The sequence below is a fragment of the Enterococcus sp. DIV0170 genome, from assembly GCF_051710765.1.
In the GTDB taxonomy this organism is placed as follows: domain Bacteria; phylum Bacillota; class Bacilli; order Lactobacillales; family Enterococcaceae; genus Enterococcus_A; species Enterococcus_A raffinosus.
Map to the genome: position 1 here is coordinate 1,065,772 of NZ_JBIOLG010000002.1, position 25,104 is coordinate 1,090,875.

At 41.5% G+C, this 25,104-nt stretch carries 18 protein-coding genes; 7 read left to right on the forward strand and 11 right to left on the reverse strand.

Annotated features, from left to right (window positions below; all coding sequences use genetic code 11):
• Window positions 1–13 precede the first annotated feature (13 nt).
• From IGI50_RS20580 to IGI50_RS20590, 3 genes are read left to right on the forward strand one after another with little or no spacing between them, the layout of a single operon-like run.
• Window positions 14–2,839, forward strand: a complete 2,826-nt coding sequence (locus IGI50_RS20580) for a family 78 glycoside hydrolase catalytic domain (RefSeq protein ID WP_438778366.1) — start codon at window positions 14–16, stop codon at window positions 2,837–2,839.
• A complete protein-coding gene (gene pgmB, locus IGI50_RS20585) occupies window positions 2,832–3,488 on the forward strand; it encodes a beta-phosphoglucomutase (RefSeq protein ID WP_438778367.1) in 657 nt (218 codons plus the stop codon). Before IGI50_RS20580 ends, pgmB begins: the two co-directional genes overlap by 8 nt.
• A gap of 15 nt (window positions 3,489–3,503) precedes the next feature.
• A complete protein-coding gene (locus tag IGI50_RS20590; RefSeq protein WP_438778368.1) occupies window positions 3,504–5,048 on the forward strand; it encodes a family 43 glycosylhydrolase in 1,545 nt (514 codons plus the stop codon).
• Window positions 5,049–5,091: 43 nt separating this feature from the next.
• Here the strand turns inward: IGI50_RS20590 and IGI50_RS20595 are convergent, their stop codons facing one another.
• The 6 genes from IGI50_RS20595 to IGI50_RS20620 are packed head-to-tail and all read right to left on the reverse strand — an operon-like array spanning window position 5,092 to window position 12,823.
• On the reverse strand, window positions 5,092–5,955 hold the full coding sequence (locus IGI50_RS20595; protein ID WP_438778369.1) for an ROK family protein: 864 nt from the start codon (window positions 5,953–5,955) through the stop codon (window positions 5,092–5,094).
• A gap of 10 nt (window positions 5,956–5,965) precedes the next feature.
• Entirely contained in the window at window positions 5,966–7,336 is a 1,371-nt protein-coding gene (locus IGI50_RS20600) for a glycoside hydrolase family 1 protein (RefSeq protein ID WP_438778370.1), read from the reverse strand.
• 11 nt (window positions 7,337–7,347) lie between these two features.
• Window positions 7,348–8,139, reverse strand: coding sequence for a MurR/RpiR family transcriptional regulator (locus IGI50_RS20605; RefSeq protein WP_010743966.1), 792 nt, complete (start codon window positions 8,137–8,139; stop codon window positions 7,348–7,350).
• A gap of 11 nt (window positions 8,140–8,150) precedes the next feature.
• Complete coding sequence (locus tag IGI50_RS20610) at window positions 8,151–10,772, reverse strand: glycoside hydrolase family 38 C-terminal domain-containing protein (protein WP_438778371.1); 2,622 nt, start codon at window positions 10,770–10,772, stop codon at window positions 8,151–8,153.
• A 49-nt stretch (window positions 10,773–10,821) separates the two neighbouring features.
• Entirely contained in the window at window positions 10,822–11,277 is a 456-nt protein-coding gene (locus IGI50_RS20615; RefSeq protein ID WP_028021023.1) for a PTS sugar transporter subunit IIA, read from the reverse strand.
• A 13-nt stretch (window positions 11,278–11,290) separates the two neighbouring features.
• Window positions 11,291–12,823, reverse strand: coding sequence for a PTS fructose transporter subunit IIC (locus IGI50_RS20620; protein ID WP_438778372.1), 1,533 nt, complete (start codon window positions 12,821–12,823; stop codon window positions 11,291–11,293).
• A gap of 280 nt (window positions 12,824–13,103) precedes the next feature.
• Here IGI50_RS20620 and IGI50_RS20625 point away from each other — a divergent pair, with 280 nt between their 5' ends.
• Complete coding sequence (locus tag IGI50_RS20625; protein WP_438778373.1) at window positions 13,104–14,051, forward strand: alpha/beta hydrolase; 948 nt, start codon at window positions 13,104–13,106, stop codon at window positions 14,049–14,051.
• Between the two features lie 55 nt (window positions 14,052–14,106).
• Here the strand turns inward: IGI50_RS20625 and IGI50_RS20630 are convergent, their stop codons facing one another.
• The 4 genes from IGI50_RS20630 to chvE form a co-directional block, all read right to left on the reverse strand.
• Window positions 14,107–14,430 (reverse strand): PTS sugar transporter subunit IIB, encoded by a 324-nt coding sequence (locus IGI50_RS20630; RefSeq protein WP_438778374.1) that lies wholly within the window; start codon window positions 14,428–14,430, stop codon window positions 14,107–14,109.
• Window positions 14,431–14,441: 11 nt separating this feature from the next.
• On the reverse strand, window positions 14,442–15,647 hold the full coding sequence (mmsB, locus tag IGI50_RS20635) for a multiple monosaccharide ABC transporter permease (RefSeq protein ID WP_028021026.1): 1,206 nt from the start codon (window positions 15,645–15,647) through the stop codon (window positions 14,442–14,444).
• Window positions 15,647–17,179 (reverse strand): multiple monosaccharide ABC transporter ATP-binding protein, encoded by a 1,533-nt coding sequence (gene mmsA, locus IGI50_RS20640; protein ID WP_010743973.1) that lies wholly within the window; start codon window positions 17,177–17,179, stop codon window positions 15,647–15,649. The genes mmsB and mmsA overlap by 1 nt, the downstream gene beginning before the upstream one ends.
• Window positions 17,180–17,248: 69 nt before the next feature.
• A complete protein-coding gene (gene chvE, locus IGI50_RS20645; RefSeq protein WP_028021028.1) occupies window positions 17,249–18,340 on the reverse strand; it encodes a multiple monosaccharide ABC transporter substrate-binding protein in 1,092 nt (363 codons plus the stop codon).
• A gap of 223 nt (window positions 18,341–18,563) precedes the next feature.
• Between chvE and IGI50_RS20650 the strand changes: the two genes are divergently transcribed.
• From IGI50_RS20650 to IGI50_RS20660, 3 genes are read left to right on the forward strand one after another with little or no spacing between them, the layout of a single operon-like run.
• Entirely contained in the window at window positions 18,564–19,529 is a 966-nt protein-coding gene (locus IGI50_RS20650; protein ID WP_261661034.1) for an ABC transporter substrate-binding protein, read from the forward strand.
• Window positions 19,530–19,538: 9 nt separating this feature from the next.
• Window positions 19,539–20,984 carry a sensor histidine kinase gene (locus IGI50_RS20655; RefSeq protein ID WP_438778375.1) on the forward strand — a complete coding sequence of 482 codons (1,446 nt, stop codon included), beginning with the start codon at window positions 19,539–19,541 and terminating at the stop codon, window positions 20,982–20,984.
• Entirely contained in the window at window positions 20,977–22,509 is a 1,533-nt protein-coding gene (locus tag IGI50_RS20660; protein ID WP_438778376.1) for a response regulator, read from the forward strand. The genes IGI50_RS20655 and IGI50_RS20660 overlap by 8 nt, the downstream gene beginning before the upstream one ends.
• A 70-nt stretch (window positions 22,510–22,579) precedes the next feature.
• Here the strand turns inward: IGI50_RS20660 and IGI50_RS20665 are convergent, their stop codons facing one another.
• The gene (locus tag IGI50_RS20665; RefSeq protein ID WP_438778377.1) at window positions 22,580–24,964 is read right to left on the reverse strand and encodes a phosphoketolase family protein; all 2,385 of its coding nucleotides are present in this window, start codon (window positions 24,962–24,964) and stop codon (window positions 22,580–22,582) included.
• Window positions 24,965–25,104 lie beyond the last annotated feature (140 nt).

Genomic DNA, 25,104 nt, shown 5'->3' on the forward strand with positions numbered 1-25,104 from the left:
GAGGCGTGTAATTATGAACATTTCCACCATTTTAATCAATCACATGATCGAACCGATCGGGTTTCAGCTTGATTCGTTGCGAATCGACTTCACTGTGGAAGCAGATCAGTACACAGAAGTAACCAAACAGCTAGTCATTTGGACAACCTCGTATGAACAGCCCATCTACAAAAGCGACAAGGAAAGTTTTGAAACGAATTTCTTTGATGTACCATTGGACCTCACTCCTCGTACTCGTTACCACGTCGAGGTCTCCCTTTATGATTCAGACACGCTTCTTTGCGCCAAAGAAAGCTTTTTTGAAACCGGGAAAATGTCTGAGCCCTTTGAAGCTGAATGGATCGCTCATCCAGATAAGAACATTCAAAACACACTTTTCAAAAAGGACGTTTGTGTTCCATCGAAGGTCACTAATGCACGACTGTATGCTACAGGATTAGGTATTTATGAAACGTATATCAACGATGACAAGGTGGGCGATGAGTACCTATCTCCTGGAGTTACGGCTTATGACCAGTGGGTTCAAGTTCAAACCTATGATGTGACCGAAGCCTTTCAAAAATCAGATCAGATCAAACTAAGCTTTTCTACTGGAGATGGCTGGTATAAGGGAACTTTAGGCTTTGATGGCGGGAAAAAGAATATCTATGGGGATCAGCAGCAGGTTATCGCAGAATATCACCTTCGCTACGAGGACGGCAGCACAGAAATCATCTCTACCGATGCCACTTGGCTGACAACTAGCGGCAAGGTTACAAAATCGGAAATTTACTATGGCGAAGATCTAGACGATACAATTATCCCTGCTAATTGGCAGCCTGTGATCGTCTCAGAAAAAGACAAGGCTCTTCTACAGGATCGGTTAAGTTTACCGGTAAAAATCATGGAACGCCTCCCTGTTCAAGAAATTCTTGAGACTCCTGCAGGTGAGCAAGTCCTTGATTTTGGTCAAAATCACACCGGCTGGCTCGAGTTTTATAATCGCGAACCGAAGGGAACAAAGCTTGTTTTCCAAATGGGGGAAATTTTACAGGGAGACAATTTTTATCGAGAAAATTTACGAGAAGCGCGTGCCGCCTTTGTCTATACTTCTGACGGAGAAGAGAAATGGGTGCGCCCTCACTTTACCTTTTATGGCTACCGCTATGTGAAGGTCGAAGGCAACACGCAACCACTGGAAAAAGCAGATTACCAATCAGCAGTATTATACTCCGACATGACAACGACAGGTGCCATCAAAACAACGAATCAAAAAGTCAATCGACTCTTCCAAAATATTTTGTGGGGACAAAAAAGTAATTTCCTAGACATTCCAACGGACTGCCCCCAAAGAGATGAACGCTTAGGTTGGACAGGCGATGCGGCAGTGTTCTCTAAAACAGCAGCATTGAACATGAATGTCTTTGCTTTCTTCAAAAAATACGCTAAAGATGTCGCCGTCGAACAAAAAATTTATGACGGCATGGTTCCTATGTATGCTCCCGCAATGGGAAATACAGATGGCGGAGCGGCGGTTTGGGGAGATGCCGCTACGATTATCCCTTGGAATATGTACCAAGGCTATGGCGATCCAGCCATCCTGCAGCAAAATTATTCCGCAATGAAGGATTGGGTAGAATGGATTGGCCGTAACAGCAAGAGCAATGACCTGTGGACAGGCACCTTCCAATTTGGTGATTGGCTTGCCTTGGATGGTGAGAATCCTGCCTTGCCTACAGGAAAAACGGAAGAAGACTTTATTGCCTCGGTTTATTATTTCTATTCCAGCAGTATCGTAGCCGAAACCGCAGAAATTTTACAGCGTTTTGAAGACACCGTTTATTATCAAGAGCAGGCACAACGAATCTTAGAGGCCATCAGAAAAGAATACATCACAGCAAACGGTCGATTGGCGATTGATACACAAACTGCCTATGCGCTTGCATTACAATTTGGACTAATCCCTGAGTCACAGTGCTCACGTGTAGTGGCAGATTTAGTTGCTCGTTTGAAAAAGGACAACGATCATCTGAAAACAGGGTTTGTTGGTACTCCCTTCATTTGTCAGGTCTTATCTCAATATGGCTACCATAAGCTTGCCGCAAAGATTTTTCTTTTAGAAGATTTCCCAAGCTGGCTTTATGCGGTAAATCTCGGCGCTACTACGGTCTGGGAACGCTGGAACTCTGTCCTGCCTGACGGTTCCATGAATCCTGAGGGAATGAATTCTTTAAATCATTACAGCTTCGGCGCGATTATGGAATGGGCCTACAAGTATTTGTTAGGCATTCAAGCTGCGGCCCCAGGTTATCGTGAAATTACCTTCGCTCCACAATTTGATTATCGTTTAAAACAAGTGAGTGGACATTTTGACTCCCCTTATGGAAGAATCGACGTCGCTTATCAAATTGAAGCGGACAAAGAGCACACTATCAAAATCAACTTGACTGTTCCCTTTGGTGCTTCTGTAAAGGTCACGTTGCCTAGAGCTGAGACTACTTCGATCACGGTAAATGATCAATTAAAAGAAAACGACGGCTTCGTGTTAACCTGCGGTACCTATGCTATCAGCTATATTCCCACTGAAAGCTATGTGGAGCATTACAGCAGTGAAACACCTGCCGCGGAAATCATGGCGGATGATCTTTTGGTTAAAAAAATTGATGCGGTGGATCCTGTGCTAAATTTCTTTAAAGCAGACCCTGAAGCGATCAAAGGTGGACTAGGTACGATGTCATTGACTAAACTAAATACACTGTTGCCTTTTATTCAAATCTCACCAGAAAATCTTGCAAAGATTAATGACATTTTGACCACTACTCCTATTCTCAGCGAACGGGAGGAGGTCTCTCTTGTTTAAAGGTGTCTTATTTGATTTAGATGGTGTCATTGCTGATACCTCCACGCTGCATTTTGAAGCTTGGAAAAAACTCGTGTATACGTACTTTTCGGTGACTCTTCCAGATTCTATAGAGGAGAAAACAAAAGGAGTCAGTCGTACTGACTCCTTAAAGGTGATCTTAGAATCTCTCGATGTAGTTGTTTCCGACAGTATGATCCAACAGCTGCTCCAAGAGAAAAATGAATGGTATTGCAACTCGCTGAATACCTTGTCTTCCAGCAATATTTTACCTGGAATAGCCCCGTTCATTTCCGAATTAAAGGAGCAGAAAATGAAGCTTGCCTTGGCCTCTGCTAGTTTGAATGGCCCTTTGATTTTAGAAAAATTGGCCTTAAGTACTGCCTTTGACGCTGTCGTTGATCCAAGTAAAGTGGCCCACGGAAAGCCAGCACCGGATATTTTTATTGCCGCGGCAGAAGCCCTAGGTTTGACTCCGACAGCATGTGTCGGTATTGAGGATTCTGTTGCTGGCGTCTCGGCTATTAACAGCAGCGGCGCCTTTTCGATTGCAGTCGGGAAAAATCCTCAATTGCAATCCGCTGATCTCATCCTTCCATCAACCGCGGAGTTACGCTTAGACACTCTTCGTATAGCTTATTCGAACTAAAAAGGAGTTTTTCATATGATCGAAAACTATCAAAATCCGATTCTAAGAGGAATGTACCCTGATCCAAGTATTGTTCTAGTCGAAGATACGTACTACATGGTTAACAGTACTTTTGAATATTATCCAGGCATTTCTCTCAGCAAAAGCACCGATTTATTAAACTGGACAAAGGTTCCAGGCATCGTCACAAAAAAAGAACAAGCGGATTTATCGAAAGCAAAATCGAATGAAGGCATCTTCGCTGTCTGTATTCGTTTTATCAATAATCATTTTTATGTCATTACAACAAATTTCGCGGAGTTCAAAAATTTTATCATCAAAGGCAGCCTTAATGATCGGGGCGAAATCATTTGGGAGGATCAGCGAATCGAGATCGACATTATGGGGATCGATCCTGACCTATACCACGAAGCGGATCGAACCTATGTCACCTTTACAGGCTTCATTGATGATAAGGGGACTAAGGCGATCCAACAAGTAGAAATCGATCTTTCTACTGGAAAAATTCTGCGAGGACCAGAAGTAATCAGCATGGGCACTGGCGGACGAGATGTGGAAGGTCCCCACATCCTCAAACGAAACGAGGCTTATTATCTTTTAGCAGCTGAAGGCGGAACGGGTGTTGGGCACATAATCACAATGTTCAAGTCTACGAATCTTTGGGGACCCTTTGAAGACACGTCTGGCATCAATCCTCTTTTTACCAATCGTGATCGCGCAAACGAGCCTTTGCAAAACATTGGACATGCGGACTTGTTCCAAGACACTGAAGGAAATTGGTGGTTGACCTGTTTAGGCACGCGTCCATCAACCATTGGGTTTAAGCAAATAACGAATATGGGCCGTGAAACACTCCTCTATCCTGTCATCTGGGATAAGGAATGGCCGGAAATCAATCATGGACTTCCTAGCGAAATTGTGGATATGACCTCTTTTCCAAGCCATCAACGCGTTTTAGTAAACCAACAAAAGCTACCATCCTTTTACGATAACTTTGAACAGGAAACGTTGTACCCCGAATGGCTCAGTCTGCGAGATACACTTGGCAAAGACGTATTATTAAAGAACAACACCTTAACGATAAAAGGGCGTCCCACAACCGTCGAACAAGAAGCTACACCCGCATTTCTGGGCATTCGACAAACCGAAAAAGCGGAATCATTCACTGTCAATGTTGCTGAAACAACAGCCATCAATGATGGGCAAATCGGCCTACTCAGTTTGATTAATGACACGCATTTTGCTGCTATTTTAGTGAAGCAGCAGGCGGATGGGTTCATCGTCTCTCGTTACCAAAAAGTGGAAGATTTAACCATTGAAGAAATACTTGGTACGCTTGATTCAACACCAACACAGTTCAAATTAATCAATCGTCCCGCAACTAAAACCTTCCTTGTAACGGATGGACAAAAAGAACAACGCTTTGAAACAAGCGCACTTCATTTTTCAAACGAAGCCATCGCCGCTTTGAACACCGGCGACATCCAAGGAATGTATGCCTTAGATAACGCTGAATTTGTCATTGAAAATGTCCAACGACAGACAGTTGATAAAGAATAAAGCAAAAACCAAGGCATTGTCTTTGTCGACAGTGCCTTGGTTATTATTTATTCCTCTGCAGCTCAAAATTCAATGCGGCACCGATTAGATTCGCATTGTTTTGAAATCTGCAGCACTTGATTGTCGGCATGATTTCTTCGACGCCTTCTTTTTTCAACAGCTCAAACAGTCGATTGGATAGCTCCTCTGCCAATTCAGGACGCTTGGAGATACCGCCGCCTAAGAGAATTAGTTCAGGATCAAACATGACTTGTATAGCATAAAGATTATTGGTCATGATTTGATATATCTCGTCTAAAAGGGATGTAGCCAGCAGATCCTTCTTTTCTCTTAATATATAGAGTTCTTTTCCATCAACACAAGTATGTGTCTGTTCCGAATAAACCTTAGCCGCTTTCACCAGTGTCCCATTTTGACTGAAGGTCTGTGTCTGTTGACTCTTCAGCAAGCCTATCTCACCGCCGAATAGGTGGCTTCCTTTATATAATTTCCGTTGAACAAAAAGCGCCCCGCCAACTCCTGTCCCTAAGACAACAAAGGCAATATTTTGCGCGTTCTTCCCCTCACCGAGTTCTACTTCAGCAATTCCAGCGCAATTTGCATCGTTTTCTATGGTTACCGGCAGATTAAAATACTGTTCCAGCTCATCAAAAATTGGTCGTTGGTGAATATAATCCACTGCGCTAATCCCCAGGATCTTTCTCTGCTCCTGATCAACTGCACCTGGGGCACTAATCGCGAGACCTTCAAATGTTTGATCGTATTTTTCAATTGCCAGCTGAAGATTTTCTAAAAACGCCTCAAAGGTATCTGGGGTGGAAAATGCGGAAACTTCACTTAACTTGTGCTTTTCCCAAACGCCATGCTTCACAGTAGTTCCACCAATATCAACTACAACTAAACTCATCTGCACTCACCTAGAATCCATTATTTTCACTTACTTGTTGAATCCATCGACCACTTTTCTTTATAGAACGTTCATGTGTCGTTAAATCTAATCGATAGAATCCATACCGATTTCGATAGCCATTTAGCCACGACCAGCAATCTATGAATGTCCATGCATGGTATCCAAAGCAATGACTTCCTTCACTAATCCCCTTATGCAAGTAAGACAAATGTTCTTTCATAAAAGCGATACGATAGTCATCTTCAATTTCTCCAGCGTCATTCATAAAGCGTTCTTCGTTCGCTACGCCCATACCATTTTCACTAACATACCAAGGAATATTGTTGTACTTATCTTTCATCATCATAGCCACATCATAAAGCGCTTCAGGATAAATTTCCCATCCACGATAAGGATTCATTTTTTTATCTGGCCAATCATACGCCGCATAAAAATCTGAAGGCATTTTTGCGGGAACAGTTGGAGATTCAGGAGCTTGTACTCGTCTTGGCTGATAATAATTTAATCCGATAAAATCCACTAAATTTTCTCTAATTCGCTGGTCATCTTCCTCCTTCACCTCTGGCAACAGACCATTTTCTGATAATAACGTGACTAATTCCTCAGGGATTGTTCCTAATACTGACGGATCTAAAAAACTTCGAATATTCAATAAATCGGAACGAAAAGCCGCCAACTGATCTTCATCAGAGGCACTTCTAGGATAGGTTGGAGAAATATTTAAAATAATGCCGATTTCTCCAGTTTCTATGACCTCTCTAAACACCTTTACCGCCGCTTTATGGGCGAGCAAGGTGTGATACCCCACTTGAATCGCACGCTTGAAATCAACAATAGCGGGATAATGATATTGATACAAATATCCGCACTCTATATGAACAAGCGGCTCATTGAAGGTCGTCCATTTCCCAACAAGATCACCAAACAACTCAAAACAAGTTTTTGCATAAAAGGCAAAGGCTTGAACAGATACTCGGTTTTCCCATCCCCCCTGTTTCATTAGCCACATGGGTAGATCAAAATGAAAGAGGTTAATAATTGGTTCGACACCATTTTCCAGCATCGTTGAAAAATAATTTCGATAAAATTGAACAGCTTTTTGATTAATCGCCTTTCCATCAGGGAGCAGACGCGCCCATGAAATGGATGTTCGAATGGAGTTCAAGCCAATCTCCTTCATTCGCTGACAGTCTTCTAGATACTGGTTATAGATATCAGAGGTGACACTTGGTCCTTGATTCTCATAGAAGTTTTCAGGGGACACTCGAAACCAATAGTCCCACGTTGTCTCAGTTTTTCCAAAGCTCAAACTTTCCCCTTCTGTTTGAGGGGCTGACATCGCCGCACCCCACAAAAAATTCTTCGGAAATTTTTTCATGTTTACTCCTTTTATTTGTGCAATATTTGTTCAGACTCTAACCACTGGGAGATCGCATCTGAATATAAGTGAATATATCTTTCATAAACCATGTCCAGTTGGATAAGAATTGGGATTTGCGGAGAAATATTTCCCAACGCTTCTTCTCGCGTAAAGCTTGCGGCGATTAAAACAACATCCGCATGAGGAACTAGCTGAGAATAACGATTGGACGTGATCAATAAAATCGGGACCTTTCGATCTTTGGCAATCTTCATAGCCTCTAGTAGTTCTTCGTCATCCCCTCGTAAACTCGAAACCACGATTAACTCATCCTTATTTGCAAAATGTGCGGACATCAAAATCGAATTTTCATCAGCAATCACTCGTACATATTTGCCAACCCTAGAGAATTTGAATTGAAAGTCAGCACCAGCATAAGAATTGAACCCTTTCCCAAAGAAATGAATAATTTTATGCTGATGGAGCACCTCACAGAAAGCGTCGACTACTTCTTGTGAATAATTACTATCGCTGCGAGTTGCCAGCGAATGATACGCTGCGGTTATTTTTGAAGAAACAGAGACACCGGAAGCTTCATTATCTAACGACAGCTTGTAGAGAAAAATCAATTCTTTGTAATTATTCAATCCAATTTTTTTACAAAATCTTGTAATAGACGCTTTCGATACAGCTAAATGCTCGGATAACTTGTCGATCGTCATGGACGGCTGTTTACTTAGTAAATAATCAGCGATCACTTGCTCAACAGAAGTAAAATTCAAGCGACAGGATTCGATTAAAATAAAAATGTCTTCTTGCATAGAGATTCTCCTCAATCAACGATATGGATCGTTTTTATTTGGCCTGGTTTAAAGGTACCTAGAGGAATAGTATCATTTTTTTCAGTTGAAGAAATAGCCTTTCCTTTAAGATCGACAAATGTGTAACTCATCTCATGCGTTCCTTTAATCGTTCCACCCTCAACTTCCAGACGAACATCCGGATTGTATACACGAACATCAAATCCCGCACCTTCTGTCGTCTTCGTCAAGGCACTAAACACAAGTGTGTCACTATCAATGGTGATCCCTTCCTTTGAAGTTACTTTGTTTTTTAACGGATTCGACACAAAATATTTCAGCGTCGTTGTAAAACGATTCAGTTCCTGCAGCTGATAATAAGGGCAGCTTATCGCATAATCTAAATACTCTTTAGCAAGCTTTGCCGGCTGATATTCCTTATTCAGCTGAAGAGAGAATTTGAAGGTCATTTTTTTCTGCAATTGGCTGTCAGGCGTCGGAATATATTTGAATTCATTTCCCGAAGCCACACCAGGCCGTCTCAAGAGATCCGGTCGACCAAGATAACCGACAGAGCGGAATAAAGTCAGTGCTATGGTTTCAAATCGTTTTCCCACAAACTGGTATTCTTTAATCCCCTTGCTGAAAACTGTCCAGCTAGAGTTGGAATTATGACTGTTTACATACGTCAGCATAGGAAATATTGCTGTTGGTTCTTCTCGCCAGCCTAATTCTTTCCAATCATGAATATGCGGATCTTCAACCTGTCGCTTCACTGTGCCGAAGGGCGTATCCGTGTAAGAAAAATCATTCTCGTGTGGGGTATTGATCAGCACTCTCATACGGTGATCACACGCCTGATTGTCTAGCTCTAGATGGAATTGAATCTGAGAACTTCCTTTCATCAACTGAATCGTCAGCTTATACGGGATCGCCTGTGTTCTCTTTTTCTCCTGACGTTCCTGTAAATCCTTCGCGATTTTCCACTCCCCAGATATGGTTAATTTTTCCATTAAGGTATTTTGTACTAAGTCGCAATTGGCTTCCTTTAAATCTAGTGAGTAGCTATGATCCGCATATGGAGGAGAAAAATCATAGGTATCCCCTTCATCGCCACTGTCTTCAAAAGCCAAAAAGTGACTATAGGTTTTTCCATTTCTCTTATCTACTAGTACTAAAGCGCCTGCTTCATAAATAATTTGATAGTATTCATTTTCGATTGAATCAACTGGCGAGGCTTCGCTAGAGCACTCAGTAGATTCTTCTAAGCTCTCTACTACTTGATACGTAAGGAAGCTAAGTGCTGGAACTTCTGCTTCTAGCAATACTTCATGCACGAAGTAGTAGTCATCTGTATCCGCCAGCTTTTTCTCCCGACGAATAGAGCCGGAAAATTCTTTTCTTGTATTCAACACCTCAAATGGGACTTCGTTGCCATCTTTTTTCAGTGAGATAGAGGAAAACGGTGTGGATACTTCACACTTCATCACTTTTTTGTTTTTCCATGGCAAGGTATTAAAAACAACTAGCTCTCCTTCTGAAATAATCGGACGGGATTCCGCAATTTTTCTCGTCAAATAATCCACTAAAGAATAGGACAACTGATCGGCTTCGACAAAACGCTCCAGAATGATTTGATTGGTTGGGTCACTATTGCATCCGCCAGCCGAATCATGTGCCTGATTTTTATTCAACAGCTTCCAAATCCGATCTAGCAACCCTTTTTTATAGGGAATACCATAGGTTTCAGCCATCACCATTAAAGGTTCCGCTTGATAAAGCATACGTCTTTCAACCTTGTCATTTAAATATTTATGGTCGTATCGTGAAGAATAGATCGATCGATGTATTTTTGAGACAGAGCTGGAGATAAATTCTCCTTCGACCGTTGGAAGCTCTTTCTCCTTAACGGCCTCAAAAAACAATTCATAAGTGCTCTCCATCAATTCCACATCGGTCAATTTATCATTGTATCGCTCTATTCGATCACGCAAATTGAAATCGACATAGCGTTGATCACCTCCTACTGGTAAAACTAACGACTCACTAACCGCTCCCTTGGAGATCGTTTCAATCAACGATTGTGCATCATCTGAATAAATCAATCCAACTCCGACAAAATAGCCGTCCTTTATATTGGAGGTTAATACACTTGAACCATCTTCCGCTTTCCAATGAAATTCTCTCTTAGTAGTAATCTCATTAGGCACACCACGCCAAAAAACTGAATGCTGAATACCGAATCCGTTATATATTTTAGGCATGTCCTTGCTTTGTCCAAAAGAGTCTGGAAGGTAGCCAATATTCATATAACCTCCTAAGGATTCTGCTAACTTGATCCCTAGATTCAAATTTCTAACAATCGATTCTCCCCGAACAATTAATTCATCCGTTTGCGTGTACCAGGGACCAATGGCTAATTTTCCGTTTTTTACCAATTGTGTCAAGCGTTCCTTTTTCTCTGGAAAGCTTGCTAAATAGTCATCTAAAATGCTCATCTGACCGTCTAATAAATAATAATCGATTTGATTTTCTTCTAAAGCCTGCATTACTTCATCTAAATGATAGACCAACTGTACAAATGACTCGTTGGTAGTGAAATACCATTCAAAATCCCAATGGGTGTGATGTATTACATGAACTTTTCTTTGCATAAGTGCCATCCTACTTCATAAGTTATTCTTCTCGGTATTATCTGACGCATTAAGAGAAATCAATTTGATCAATAATTTCTGCTAGTAATTCTGGGTTATCCTGCTTTAGAACTCCGTCTCTAAACTCTTGATCAATTAATTTTCTAGCGATTAAGCTTAGCAATTTCAAATGCTCTGTTGCCCCTTCTTCTGGGATGGTTAAACCAAATGCTACTTTTACAGGCTTCTTATCCAAAGAATTCCATGGAATATCATGAGCAAACTTCAGGAGAAATAAACCGGGCTTCTTATTTACACTGCTTTTGCAGTGAGGGATAGCGATATGATCTTTGAATCCTGTCGTCGCCTCCTGCTCTCTTTCCTTTAATCCATTAAAATAGCTCTCTTCATCAGATACGAATCCAGCGTCATAAGCAAATTTCGCAAGACTCTTGAATGCCTCTTCCTGAGTGGTGGATGTTTCATCAAATAATATATGCTCTTGATTAAATACTGCTTTATTCATTTTTTCTACCTGCCTATTCGTTTACTGTTTCCATCATTTGATCGTGTTCTTCTTGCTCTTCTTGTTCAATGATACTATCCTCAACTATCTGCTTTCTGGTAAATCCAATAAGCAGCCCCGTGGTTAAAATTCCAGCACTAACGCATAAAATCCATGTGATAAAAGGAATCGGCTGTTCTATATAGCCAATGAATGTTCCTAAGGGCGAGCCAATTCCGCCATAGAACTTACATCCTGTCGCGGCCACTAATCCGCCAGCAACGGCTGAACCTACTACGTTAGAAAAAATCATTCTAATTGGATCTGCAGCGACGAAAGGAATCGCTCCTTCTGTGACCCCCACGATCCCCATACCAAAAGCGGCACTTGCGGCAATTTTTTCATTTTTAGAGAATTTCTTTTTGAACAAAATGGTTGCTAACCAAACCCCTAGAGGCGCTACTGAAATCGCTGCTTGCGTAGCTGTACCGGGTACAAAATTTGCGCCATCAATCCCATACTTTGTCAACGTATCCGTAAAAATAGCCGTTCCAAATACCAGTGCTGTTTTATTAATTGGACCGCCTAAGTCAAACCCAATCATGGCGCCGCAAATGGCACCGATCAAAATAGGCGCTCCAGCATAATTATTATTTAAGTTCGTCAACCCTTGATACATCGCATCCATGCCAATAGCAATTGGATTCCCAATGATATAAAGGACGATTAATGTAATAATAGCCGTAGCGATAAATGGAATGATCATAATCGGTACAATTGGTACTAATAGCTTCGGCCATTTGATTTTCTTTAGCCCTTTTACAAGATAGCCAACAATAAAGGCAACCACAATCGCACCAATGAACCCTCCTCCAGCTTCCGTATTCAGAAACTCTGGATCATTTACGAGGTACGCACCAATCATAGCTGGAGCGATTGCTGGTTTGTCGGCAATCGAATTCGCCACAAATCCGGCAAACAGCGGAATCATCAATTTAAAACCAATTTGTCCAACGTAAAACAGCTTCGACATCAAGAAACCCATTTGTGTTTTATTGTCAAAGCCCCAATTAACAATCCGGCCTAGATCATCTTTTTGAAACGCATACAAATTGGCGATGGTCAAAATCAAACCAGCCGCAATGACCATCGGTACCATGTAAGAAATACCACTCATAATATGGGTGAAGAAATTCACCTTCTCCTTATCATTTCCTATTTGGATCTTTCCGACCTTTGATCCTTTTTTCCCAAAGACCTGCGCCTCTTCAAATGCTTGCTTGATCAACGCCTCAGAATCCTCTATCGCAGGAATCGACTTCGTAACAAATAACGGCTTTCCTGTGAAACGAAGCGGATCGATTTTAATATCCGAAGCGACGATGACTACGTCAGCCTGTTCAATGTCTTCAGCAGTCAGAACATTTTCTGCCCCGATCGCTCCATTCGTTTCCACCTTTATTCCATAGCCCATTTTCTTAGCCGCCTGTTCAAGTGATTCTGCGGCCATATAGGTATGAGCAATACCAGCCGCACAAGCAGTTACAGCAACAATTTTTCTCTCCATCTTGTTGTCCCCCATCAATTTATTTTCCATATGAAGAGTAACTTACTATTGTCTATAATTAAAGCGGTTTCTGTTGTTTGGGTACTAGTATCAGCTTTTACTATTTAATTTGAGATTTCTTTCAATTCATCATTGATAGAAAAAATGGGCGTTTTAAGCTTTAGAAAGCCATACATGGCACTGTTTCCATCATTCGTCCATTCCTGAACAAGCTGATGTTTTGATAATGAGAGCGGTTCATACTATGATGTTTGGACAACACAGGAAAGAAGGAATTGATATGACGGAAAGAATTTCTTTAGAAAAATCTGCTTTAGATTTTAGTATTGCCAATGAAAAAGAACCTTATATTTATCAATTACCCGTAAATGACGCACGCGCACTGTTAGAGCAAGTTCAAGATTCTCCTGTAAATAAATTAGAGGCCGATACAACGGACGAAAAATGGGACCTAGGTAATCACGGAATCATTAATGTACGAACGGTAAAACCAAAACATACGACGGAAAAATTACCGGTTATTCTTTATATTCACGGCGCTGGCTGGGTGCTAGGGAGTGCCCACACACATGATAAATTAGTGCGAGAATTGGCGGTTCGGACAAATTCTATTGTGTTTGTTCCTGAATATGACCGTTCCCCAGAGGCAAAATATCCTGTCGCGATCGAGCAAAGCTATGCGGTTCTTCTAAAGCTTGTGGAGGAGGCAGAAGGACGATACGATACAGATCGGCTCACCATAGCTGGCGACAGTGTTGGCGGAAATATGGCGACGGTTCTCACGATGTTGGCGAAAGATCGCAAGGGTCCGAAAATTAAGCAGCAGCTGCTTTACTATCCTGTAACAAATCACGGATTTGATACGGAATCCTATCATCAATTCGCCACCGACTACTTTTTGGCAAAAGAGGGCATGAAATGGTTCTGGGATAATTACCTTCCTGAGGGACAGGACGCATCCATCAAAACAATTTCTCCTTTACAAGCGACCAAAGAAGACTTAACAGACCTTCCAGCCGCGATGATCCTGAACGGTGAAGCGGATGTATTAAGAGATGAAGGTGAAGAATACGCTCGTCACCTGCGAGATGCCGGCGTGGATGTCACGCAAATTCGATTCCAAGGCATGATTCACGACTTTGTAATGGTCAATTCAATGGATCAAAGCAATGCGACTAGAGCAGCGATGGATGTCTCTACGGATTGGTTGAATAAACGAAATAAATAGCTTGTATACGTGAAAAGGGTCGAGAAAAATTTTTCTCGACCCTTTTTACTGTATTCTATTCTAAAAAATTTGTGACAATATCTTGCAGCACTGCCTCGCCATTTAACGTTTCGTAATCTTCTTTTTTGATCATTTTATAAGCTACTGCTTTATAATTTAAAAAGTCTTTCAATCGATTCACTTCGTATTCTGACTGTGGGCCTATCATCAGACCATCAATGTGCTGATTTTGAATGGCTTGTTCCGCGATAATGGCTGGAGCGGAATACACTCGAATAGGAATGTTTTGCTCATCTGCGGCTGTCTGGATGTTTTTTACCAGCAGACCAGAAGTAATCCCTGCTGTACATATGAGTAAAATACGTTTTTCATCAGTCATAAAGTTGCTCCTTAAGAGATTTTGCGTTTTTTATTATAAATATCTAGTACTACGGCAAGAAGTAAAATCAACCCTTTGATCGCTTGCTGCCAGTCCACACCAATCCCTAAAATCGACATCCCGTTATTCAGAACACCCATCACCAAACCACCGACAATTGCTCCAGTAATTGTACCGATCCCGCCTGAGGTAGACGCACCACCGAAGTAAACAGAGGCCATGGCATCTAATTCAAGAGAAGTCCCTGCTTGAGGTGTCGCCGCGTTCAATCGCGCCGCTAAAATCAATCCAGCTAAAGCAGCCATCATCCCCATATTTACGAAGACCCAAAACGTGATTTTTTTCGTCTTGATCCCAGATAATTGCGCCGCTTTTAAATTTCCGCCGGTCGCATAAATTTGACGCCCAGCAACCGTGCTATTGGTTAAGAAACCATAGACACCAACGATAACGCCTAAAATGATTAGGATAACTGGGAATCCTTGATACGCGGCGAAAATGTAGCTTAATCCTAAGACAATCGCGACCGTCAATACTGATTTAAAAATGAAGGCATTCATTGAAGGAACTTCAAATAAATTCTGTTTCCGTTTTTCCCGCGCCTTCCATTGGAAGAATACTAAACCTAGGGCCAACACCGCTCCCAAAATCAGGGTCAAAAAGTGCATACCTGAAGAAGAAACAAAAACTTCTGGCAGATACCCTGTAGAAATCTTTTGGAAGGCTCTTGGGAAGGGCGCCAACGATTGTCCGCCTAAAACGACCTGTGTCAGTCCACGGAACATTAGTAATCCAGCCAGTGTAACAATAAATGCTGGGATCCCAACATACGCGACCCAGAATCCCTGCCAAGCACCAATCAATGCCCCGATTGCTAAACAGATAGGAACAGCGAGCCATGGACTCATATGATTGTTCACCATCATCATCCCGGCGATCGCGCCAACAAAGGCCATAACCGAACCAACAGATAAGTCAACAAATCCCAACAATACAACAAGCAGCATACCGGCTGCTAAAACTAAGATATGGCTGTTTTGCAATACGATATTGGTGATATTTAACGGTCGTAGAAAAATGCCGCCGGTCATTAATTGGAAGGCGATCAATAACGCGATCAAAATAATGACCATACTATATTTACTAAAGATATCCAATACTTTTTCTTTGATATTTATGGTACTTCTTTCTTTGCTTTCCTTCGTTGCATTCTCCATTAGGATACTGCCTCCTCTTCCATCGTCATCAAGTTCATCAAGGTCTCTTGATTTGCGTCTGCTCGTAAGACTTCCCCAGTCATAGTTCCTTCATTCATCGTATAAATACGGTCACACATCCCGATAATTTCCGGCAGCTCCGAAGAAATAATGCATACGCACTTGCCTTGTGCCGCCATTTCTTCGATGATCGTGTAGATCTCATATTTGGCTCCCACATCGATCCCACGAGTCGGCTCATCTAAAAACAACACATCGGGTTCAGTCATCAACCATTTTGCTAAGACGACTTTTTGCTGATTCCCACCACTTAAGCTGCCAACATTTTGAAACACGTTATTGGCTTTTGTCCGCATTTTCTTTCGATAGCTTTCCGCTTCCGTGACTTCTTTTTCTTTATCTAAAACACCGCTTTTGCTTATTTTTCCTAAACTGGCAATGGTTGTATTTTCACGAATGTCCATTAATAGGTTCAATCCCAGTGCCTTACGGTCCTCAGATACATAGGCCAATCCATTATGTATGGCTTGAGAGACATCTTTGATTTTTATTTCTTTTCCGTCCTTATAGATTTTTCCGCTGATATTGCTGCCATAGGAATTGCCAAAGACGCTCATCGCAAACTCTGTTCGTCCTGCCCCCATCAAGCCCGCGATTCCAACGATCTCTCCTCGACGAATAGTGAAATTGATGTGATTATTCATCACTCTGGCAGTATCAATTGGATGATGCACTGTCCAATCCTTCACTTCGAAAAATACTTCGCCAATGTTTGGGTGACGATCTGGGTAGCGGTTCGTGAGGTCTCTTCCCACCATTCCTTTGATAATCCGTTCCTCAGTAATGTCTTCATTTTCTAGGGTTTCAATTGTTTGACCGTCACGTAAAATGGTGATTCGATCCGCGACATCAACGATTTCATTTAACTTATGAGAAATAATGATCGAGGTGATCCCCTGATTCCGAAATTCTTTGATCAATTCCAGTAGATTGGCGCTTTCCTCTTCATTCAAAGCAGCCGTTGGTTCGTCTAAAATCAATAAGCGTACATTTTTCGAAAAGGCTTTTGCGATTTCCACAAGCTGCTGATGTCCTACCCCTATTTGTGAAACAAGCGTATTCGGGTTAATTTTTAAGCCGACTGTTTTAAGTAAGTTTTCTGTCTTCCGTTCTGTTAAGTTCCAATCAATAATGCCATGCTTCGTCTGCTCATTGCCTAAAAAAATATTTTCCTTAATCGATAGGTACGGACTTAATGCCAATTCCTGATGAATGATGACGATGCCCTTCTCTTCACTGTCTCGCAACCCTTTGAACTGACAGGTTTCGCCGTCATAAATAATATCGCCTGAATAATTGCCATATGAGTACAAACCACTTAACACATTCATTAATGTCGACTTCCCAGCGCCATTCTCTCCACAAAGTGCATGGATCTCTCCTCGTTTGATACTTAGGTTGACATCATCCAAGGCCCGAACACCAGAGAACTCCTTCACGATGTTTTTCATTTCTAAAATGTAATCGGCCATTTCTCCACTTCCTTATTAAGAGGATCGAGAAAAGTACGAAGACTGCTCATACTTTTCTCGTTCCCTTTTTTATTCGCTTAAGTCTTTTTCTGTATAGTATTTCGTATCGATCAATTCCTGCTTGTAGTTTTCCTTATCTACAGACACTGGCTTCGCTAAATAAGTAGGAACGACTTTTTCTCCGTTATCATAGGTTTCTTCATCGTTCACTGGCACCTTCTTGTCGTCGTGAATCGCTTCGATCATTTCCACAGTGTTGTCTGCTAATACACGTGTATCCTTAAAAATCGTTTCGGTTTGATCACCAGCGATAATTGATTTCACTCCTGCGATCGTTGCATCTTGTCCAGTAATTACGGGAAGCGGCTTATCTGCTGAACCATAGCCAACACCTTTCAATGAAGAGATAATTCCTAGACTGATTGGATCATAAGGTGACAACACAGCATCCAATTTTTTATCGGTATAATTAGCACTCAATAAGTTATCCATCCGTGACTGAGCGGTTGAGCCATCCCAACGCAAGGTCGCGATTTGATTGAATTTCGTTTGACCAGATGGGACTGTTAGCTGTTTACTGTCAAAATAAGGTTTGAAGACGGACATGACTCCGTTGTAATTAATCAGTGCATTATTATCATCTGGCGATCCGCCAAACAGTTCAATATTGTAAGGGCCTTTTCCATCCTTCAATCCTAATTTTTCTTCAATATAAGATGCTTGCAGAACACCTACGCCGAAATTATCAAAGGTAGCGTAATAATCAACATACTTAGAATTCATTAGTAAGCGGTCATAAGCAATTACTTTGATATCCGACTGATGTGCTTTTTCTAAAACATCGGTAAGTGCGGAGCCATCAATGGATGCGATGACTAAAGTATCGACACCCTTCGTAATCATGTTCTCGATTTGCGCTACTTGATTTTCGACCTTATCTTCTCCATATTGTAGATCTGTTTTATACCCTTTCTTTTTCAATTGCTTCACGATATTGTTGCCATCAGCGATCCAGCGTTCTGCTGATTTGGTCGGCATAGATACTCCGACATAGCCTTTGTCGCCTCCTGAAGCGTTTCCTTTACCGCCGCAGGCAGCTAGCGTTGGCAGCACCACTAGTAAGGCAGCTGCGACTAACATTTTCTTGAACCCTCGTTTCATATTTTTCCCTCCAAAACATATTTGATAGACTTAGTTTACGATTAACAGCAAACGCTTTCATTAATATTCTTATTTGATTTCTTGAAATATTCTGGAAGTTTTTTTCGAAATTCTATATTTCTTGGATTTTTTTTGGTGATTCTTGACATTCTTTTGAAATGCCTAAACATGTTAGAATTAGAAATGATAGCGCTATATAATAGAAAGAAAAAGGAGCAAACAAGTGAAAAAAATCCAAGTTATTCTGTTGGTACTTTTGGCTCTCCTGCTTACGGGCTGTCAAAACAACGAACCCTCAGAAGATCAAAATGAACGCACAATTGGTTTTGCTCAAGCTGGTACAGAAAGCAATTGGCGCAAAGCACAAAATAAATCCATCACCGAAGAACTTGAAAAACAAAATTATCAAGTGATGGCACGAAACAGCTTTTCAGATCCTAAACAGCAGTTTCAAGACGTGATGACCTTTATCGCTTATCAAGTCGATTTGATCGTTCTCTCACCGATTCAGGAAAATGGGTGGGAAACCGTTTTAGAAGAGGCAAAAAAAGCGGGGATCCCTGTAATTATTGTTGATCGCAACATTGCCACGGAAAGAACCGATCTGTTTCTGACTCATATCGGCTCAAGCTTTAAAGCTCAGGGGGGACGAGCAGGCTTATATGTCTCGAATTATTATCAAAAAAAAGAGAAGGAGTCCGTAAACGTTTTTGAAATCAAAGGGTCGGACCATACTTCTCCAACACGTCTGCGCCATGATGGTTTCGCTGAGACGGTCGGACGTGATCCTAGAATAAAGATCACCCAAACTATCACTGGTGATTATATCCGATTAAAGGCAAAGGAGGCTTTTTCGGAGGCGATCAAAGCAGGAAAACTTCAAAATATTGATGTCATCTATTCTCATAATGATGAAATGACGTTAGGTGCCTTAGATGCTCTTGAAGCAGCGAAAATGGAGAACAACTTTGTGATCGTAAGTATTGATGCCCAAAAGGAAATGATTGATTTGCTGAAGCAGCACAAAGTCAATTGTGTAGTGGAATGCAATCCTTTTATGGGCGAGCTGGTGGCAAATACCGTTAAACGCTACTTCGCTAAAGAAACAATTTCTGAGGATATTTATGTTTCTGATACTGTTTTTTCTGATCAAAATCCTCTTTCTACCATCCCACCAAGAAATTATTAGGAGGCGGCCATGAAAAAACAGTTAAGTATAAAGGCACTTCTTCAACGAATCAGCTGGCTGATGTTGATTTTATCCATCGTTCCACTAATTATCAGCGTCTTGATTTATACGCGTTACCTCTTCACCTATGAACGCAGCATCAGCAATATCTCTGAAGCAAATCGAATTGCAAACGATGTGGAAGAAAATATTATGGAGGAAGCCTGGAGCCTCACCTATGGCCAAACGAAGCCAAGTGAGTTTACCGAAAGCAATAGTGTTCGCCGAGTAAAGAAAGAAATCCGACAAATAAAAGAGAACACACAAAGTGCTCAGGAACGTGCGACATTGAATATTGTGATTCGTTCGTTAGACAATGTGAACAGCTTCTTAGAAAAAATCGTTGGAAATGTCCAGCAGGATGCACCATTTAATGAAAATCAAGAATTAATGAATCAAGTCGAAGCCGCTACCAAACTCGTTCATGATATTCTTCAAGATTTTGTTACCGTCGAGATTCAGCTAGCTGCCAATCATAGTGAACAGGTCCGGCGTTCCATCATTGTTTTGTCTATCATTGAAGGCGTGATCATCTGTTTGATCATTCTATTTACAAGAAAAACCAATCAACGACTAGTCAAACAAATTCAACAGCCGATGGATGAAATGATCAAAATGGCAGACGCCTTATCCGATGGGAAGCTCAACTATCGAATTAAAACATTGCCGGGCAACGAACTGTTAAAGCTAAGCAACAGCATGAACGAGATGGCAGATAACCTCGTAGTGCTTTTAGAAGAAAATGCCTTGAAGCAATACAACCTTGCGCAAAGTGAAGTACGAGTCCTTCAGGCACAGATCACCCCTCACTTTATTTATAACAGTTTAGATGCCATCCTTGTCTTGGCGGAAATGAATGACGTGGATAAAGTCAAAGAGATGACCTATGCCCTCTCCGATTTCTTTCGAATTTCTCTGAGTCAGGGGCAGGATTGGATTCCCGTGGAAAAGGAAATCAAGCACATTACCGATTATTTAGTCATCTTACAAATTCGCTATGGAGATTCCTTGACCTATTCGATTGAAATTGAAGATAAAATCAAGAACTACTCCATGCTGAAAATGATCTTACAGCCCCTTATTGAAAACGCGATTTATCACGGAACAAAGCTGGTACGAAGGACTGGAAAAATCATTGTACAGGCCTTTTTAGATGACCAAAGGCATATCCACTTTTATGTTATTGATAATGGAAAAGGCATTCCGCCAGAGAAGCTGCAGGAAATCAATTTAGAGCTGAAAAATGGCTTGGATACTGATTTTAATGCTGGCTATGGCCTGTTTAACGTAAATAAACGCCTGCTGCTTTATTATGGCAAACAAGCGAAAATTGAAATCACAAGCATAGTAGATACTGGGACGACGGTCCACGTAATTATTCCTATTATGGAAGAAGGAGCCCTAAAAGATGTTTAAGGTATTTATAGTCGAAGATGAACACTTGATTCGTGAATCGTTAAAGCGAAACTTAAATCAGCTGGCAGAGACACTTCCCCTCGAAGTTGTTGGGGAAGCAAGTGACGGAGAGGTAGCCCTTTCTCTGATCTTAGAGGAGCAGCCAGATATTCTATTAACAGATATTCGCATGCCCTTTATGAACGGTATCGAACTGTCTCAGGAAGTCAAAAAAAGCTTTCCTGCTACAGAAATTATCTTTATCAGCGGGTTCGATGAGTTTACCTATGCCAAAGCCGCGATTCACTTACAGGTCGCGGAATATTTACTAAAGCCCATCAAGCACGACGAATTAAAAAGCAGTCTCGAAAAAGTAATCGCACGATTGGAGCAAAAAAAGCAGCCCATTCCTGTTGACACTTATTCCTTCGATGTCCAAAAAAATCTTTTTCTAAATGCGATTTTTGGCAATCAGTGGTCTACCTCTGAAGCAATCGAAGAGGCGCGTCGTTTAAACAGACAAATCGCAGGTAAAAAATACATCGTACTTCTTGTCACCAACTATCTCAACAAGAACTTTGCGGATTATGAACGCTTTCGAGAAAAACTATCCCGACTATTTCATTCGGATGAGGAGCTGCTCTTCTCCTGCCTCTCCTCCCGCTTCATTAAAATCATGATCTTTCATCCAAACCAAGCGACACTCTTAAAAAAGGCGGAGGATACAGCGATCAAACTATACTCTGAACTAAACACAGGTGAATCCAATCTCGTCGTGGCGATCGGTCACCCGGTAGAACGAATCAGCGAAATTGAAAATAGCTATGAAACAGCGAAGCAGCTGTTGGAATATTCCGTGATCAAAACTAAGCAAAACGTTCTTCATTATCAAGATTTTAATGAGCAATTCCAAAAATACCAACAGTCGCTTCCGTTAAAAGAGAAGCTCGAACAAATCAGTAACAAGGAGCTTCCGCACCTCGTCGAAGAAATTATTCAGAAAACAGAGAGGGACGAAAATCCGTTATTATTTAGGCTATTTTTACTAAACCAACTAAATCCGCTGATCAGCGAACGAAATAAACAATCAAAAGAGCCTTTCCCGCTTCCTTCACAAGGAAAGCTGTCAACGATCGTTTCCGACACGCTTTTATTCCGTACCTATATTGAGCAATCGCTGGCCTTTTTAAAAAGAACAATCATTAGTGACAGTATGGGACAATATCGCGAGCTTTTAGAACACTCTATCACTTACATTAAGCAGCATTTCTCAGATTCAGACCTGACCTTAGGCAGTGTGGCGACACACATTAATTTAAGCAGCTCCCATTTCAGTACAGTATTCTCACAGGCACTCGGGAAAACGTTTATTGAATACTTAACCGAACAACGACTTACAGAGGCAAAACGCTTATTAAAGGAAACGGACTGGAAATTAGCAACGATCGCCTCAGAGATCGGCTACAATGATCCCAATTACTTTAGCTATATTTTTAAGCGGAAAGAAGGCCTTTCACCAAAGGAGTATCGCAAGAAAATTCAATAACAAGAAAAAAAGAACCGCAATCCGTCCAGTAAACTGGCGATGATTGCGGTTCTTAGTCATTCAGCTATTCTTAGCTAAAATGATATTCTTTACGTTTCAAGGCTTCCCATTTCCAGTCTTCAACTTCTGGAATGTCTCGGCCTTCTGTTCGAATGAAGTCATGGTGCTTTGTTAATGTTTCATCCATTTCGTTAGAGAACGATTGTGCTTCTTCTCCGTAGACAGCGTTAGCCGCATCCTGTGCTAAGTGGAAGCGATCTAATTCGCTGAAGACACGCATATCAAACGGTGTCGTGATGTCCCCATTTTCACGGTAGCCATGGATACGCAAGTTATGATTGTGACGATCAAAGAAGATATCACGAACCATCCCTTCGTAGCCGTGGAAAGCAAAGACGATTGGTTTGTCCGCAGTAAAGATTGCATCGAATTCTTCATCTGTTAATCCACGAGGATCAATATCTGGATGACGTAATTTCAAAATGTCCACTACATTGACAAAACGGATCTTCAAATCAGGGAACTGTTTGTTTAAGATCGATACAGCGGCTAGAGCCTCTAAGTTTGGTTCGGTCCCTGCGGCTGCGATCACAAGATCTGGTTCTTGCCCTTCGTCGGTACTTGCCCAGTCAATGACCTTCAAGCCTTTTTCAACGAGTTCTTCTGCTTCATCGGCAGAGTAAAATTGTGGACGTGGGTGTTTACTTGAAACAATTAGGTTGATAACTTGTTTGTCTTGCATCGCTTTATCCATTACCGCCATCAAGCTGTTAGCATCGGCTGGCAAGTATTCACGGATAAATTCAGGTTTCTTTTCAGCTAAATGAGTCAAGACGCCTGGATCTTGGTGCGTATAACCGTTATGGTCTTGTTGGAATACAGTAGATGTCGCGATCAAGTTCAATGCTGGATATTCCTTATGCCATGCATGGGCACTAGCCTTACGCATCCATTTGAAGTGTTGTGTCAACATAGAATCCACCACGCGCAAGAACGATTCGTAGCTAGCAAAGAATCCGTGACGTCCTGTTAAGACGTATCCTTCTAAAAAGCCTTCCGCTTGGTGTTCAGACAATTGACCATCAATTACCCGACCGGCAGATGATTGCCATTCGTCGGTACTGTTTTTTGGTTCCATCCATTGACGATCGGTTACATCAAATACTTTGTTTAAGCGATTTGATTTTGTTTCATCTGGTCCAAAAATTCGGAAGTTCGTTGGGTTTTCTGTAATCATATCGCGAGCCTGTTGACCAAAGACGATCATATCTTGTGCCATTACCGCACCCGGGGTCGTTGTATCAATCGCATATTGCTTCCAATTTGGCATCTTCATCGGTTTTGTATCGATCCCGCCGTTTGTAATTGGATTGGTTGACATGCGACGATCGCCCTTTGGTGAGATCTCTTTTAATTCATCAATGATCTTTCCATTTTCATCGAATAATTCTTCTGGACGGTATGATTTCAACCAATCGACTAATTTATCGGCATGTTCCATGTCTTCTGAACCAACTGGAATTGGCACCTGGTGCGCACGGAACGTTCCTTCTAATTGTTCGCCATCCCACGTTTGCGGACCTGTCCAGCCTTTAGGGGTACGGAACAAGATCACTGGCCAGTTCGGCATTGCCGCATCTTCCGCTTTGCCTTTGCGAGCTTCTGCTTGAATTGTTTTGATTTCAGTAATTACGTTGTCTAATGTTTCAGCCATAATTGGGTGAACTTTTTCTGGATCTGTTCCTTCAACAAAGTAAGGTTTCCAGCCAAGTCCTTCGAAGTATTTCTTCAAATCTTCATCGCTTTTGCGAGAAAGAATCGTTGGGTTAGAAATTTTTCCGCCATTTAGGTAAACGATTGGCAATACCGCACCGTCGTTTACTGGATTGATAAAGACATTTGAGAACCAGCCGCCAGCTAATGGACCTGTTTCTGCTTCACCATCACCGACAACTGTCGCAGCAATAACATCTGGGTTGTCTAAAATTGCGCCGGTCGCATGAGACAAGGCATAGCCCAGCTCGCCGCCTTCATGAATAGATCCAGGAGTTTCTGGCGCCGCATGAGAAGCGATCCCGCCTGGGAATGAGAACATTTTGCATAATTTCTTCAAGCCGGCTTCATCTTCAGTGATTTCAGGATAGATCTCTGTATAGCTGCCGTCGATGTAGGAATTGGACACCATTACTTGTCCGCCGTGACCAGGGCCTTCAATGTAGAACATGTTTAAATCGTATTTATTGATTGCACGGTTTAAATGCGCATATAAAAAGTTTTGACCTGCGATCGTTCCCCAGTGACCGATAGGATGCGTCTTCACATCTTCTTTTTCTAGTGGTTTTCTTAACAGCGGGTTATCCTTTAAATACATTTGCGCGACTGAGATATAGTTCGCTGCACGCCACCAAGCATCGACTTTTCCTAAGTATTCCTTTGAATCAAAATTAGTTGCCATGAGTAAGACTCCTTTTTAGTCATTTTTACTTTTATTATTTTAGTACAATATACCTTTAATTACCAGAAATGTAAATACCTTTTCGAAAATTAATAGTGATTTTTACTTTTATTAGTCGAATAAAATATTGGCTCAGAAAA

Excerpts from the sequence above, each read along its gene's own strand:
- IGI50_RS20660 (WP_438778376.1), top strand. The coding sequence starts at position 20,977 with ATGTTTAAGGTATTTATAGTCGAAGATGAACACTTGATTCGTGAATCG.
- IGI50_RS20620 (WP_438778372.1), bottom strand. The coding sequence starts at position 12,823 with ATGGAGAGAAAAATTGTTGCTGTAACTGCTTGTGCGGCTGGTATTGCT.
- IGI50_RS20580 (WP_438778366.1), top strand. The coding sequence starts at position 14 with ATGAACATTTCCACCATTTTAATCAATCACATGATCGAACCGATCGGG.
- IGI50_RS20630 (WP_438778374.1), bottom strand. The coding sequence starts at position 14,430 with ATGACTGATGAAAAACGTATTTTACTCATATGTACAGCAGGGATTACT.
- IGI50_RS20615 (WP_028021023.1), bottom strand. The coding sequence starts at position 11,277 with ATGAATAAAGCAGTATTTAATCAAGAGCATATATTATTTGATGAAACA.
- IGI50_RS20605 (WP_010743966.1), bottom strand. The coding sequence starts at position 8,139 with ATGCAAGAAGACATTTTTATTTTAATCGAATCCTGTCGCTTGAATTTT.
- chvE (WP_028021028.1), bottom strand. The coding sequence starts at position 18,340 with ATGAAACGAGGGTTCAAGAAAATGTTAGTCGCAGCTGCCTTACTAGTG.
- IGI50_RS20600 (WP_438778370.1), bottom strand. The coding sequence starts at position 7,336 with ATGAAAAAATTTCCGAAGAATTTTTTGTGGGGTGCGGCGATGTCAGCC.
- IGI50_RS20610 (WP_438778371.1), bottom strand. The coding sequence starts at position 10,772 with ATGCAAAGAAAAGTTCATGTAATACATCACACCCATTGGGATTTTGAA.
- IGI50_RS20665 (WP_438778377.1), bottom strand. The coding sequence starts at position 24,964 with ATGGCAACTAATTTTGATTCAAAGGAATACTTAGGAAAAGTCGATGCT.
- IGI50_RS20655 (WP_438778375.1), top strand. The coding sequence starts at position 19,539 with ATGAAAAAACAGTTAAGTATAAAGGCACTTCTTCAACGAATCAGCTGG.
- IGI50_RS20595 (WP_438778369.1), bottom strand. The coding sequence starts at position 5,955 with ATGAGTTTAGTTGTAGTTGATATTGGTGGAACTACTGTGAAGCATGGC.
- IGI50_RS20590 (WP_438778368.1), top strand. The coding sequence starts at position 3,504 with ATGATCGAAAACTATCAAAATCCGATTCTAAGAGGAATGTACCCTGAT.
- mmsB (WP_028021026.1), bottom strand. The coding sequence starts at position 15,647 with ATGGAGAATGCAACGAAGGAAAGCAAAGAAAGAAGTACCATAAATATC.
- IGI50_RS20625 (WP_438778373.1), top strand. The coding sequence starts at position 13,104 with ATGACGGAAAGAATTTCTTTAGAAAAATCTGCTTTAGATTTTAGTATT.
- mmsA (WP_010743973.1), bottom strand. The coding sequence starts at position 17,179 with ATGGCCGATTACATTTTAGAAATGAAAAACATCGTGAAGGAGTTCTCT.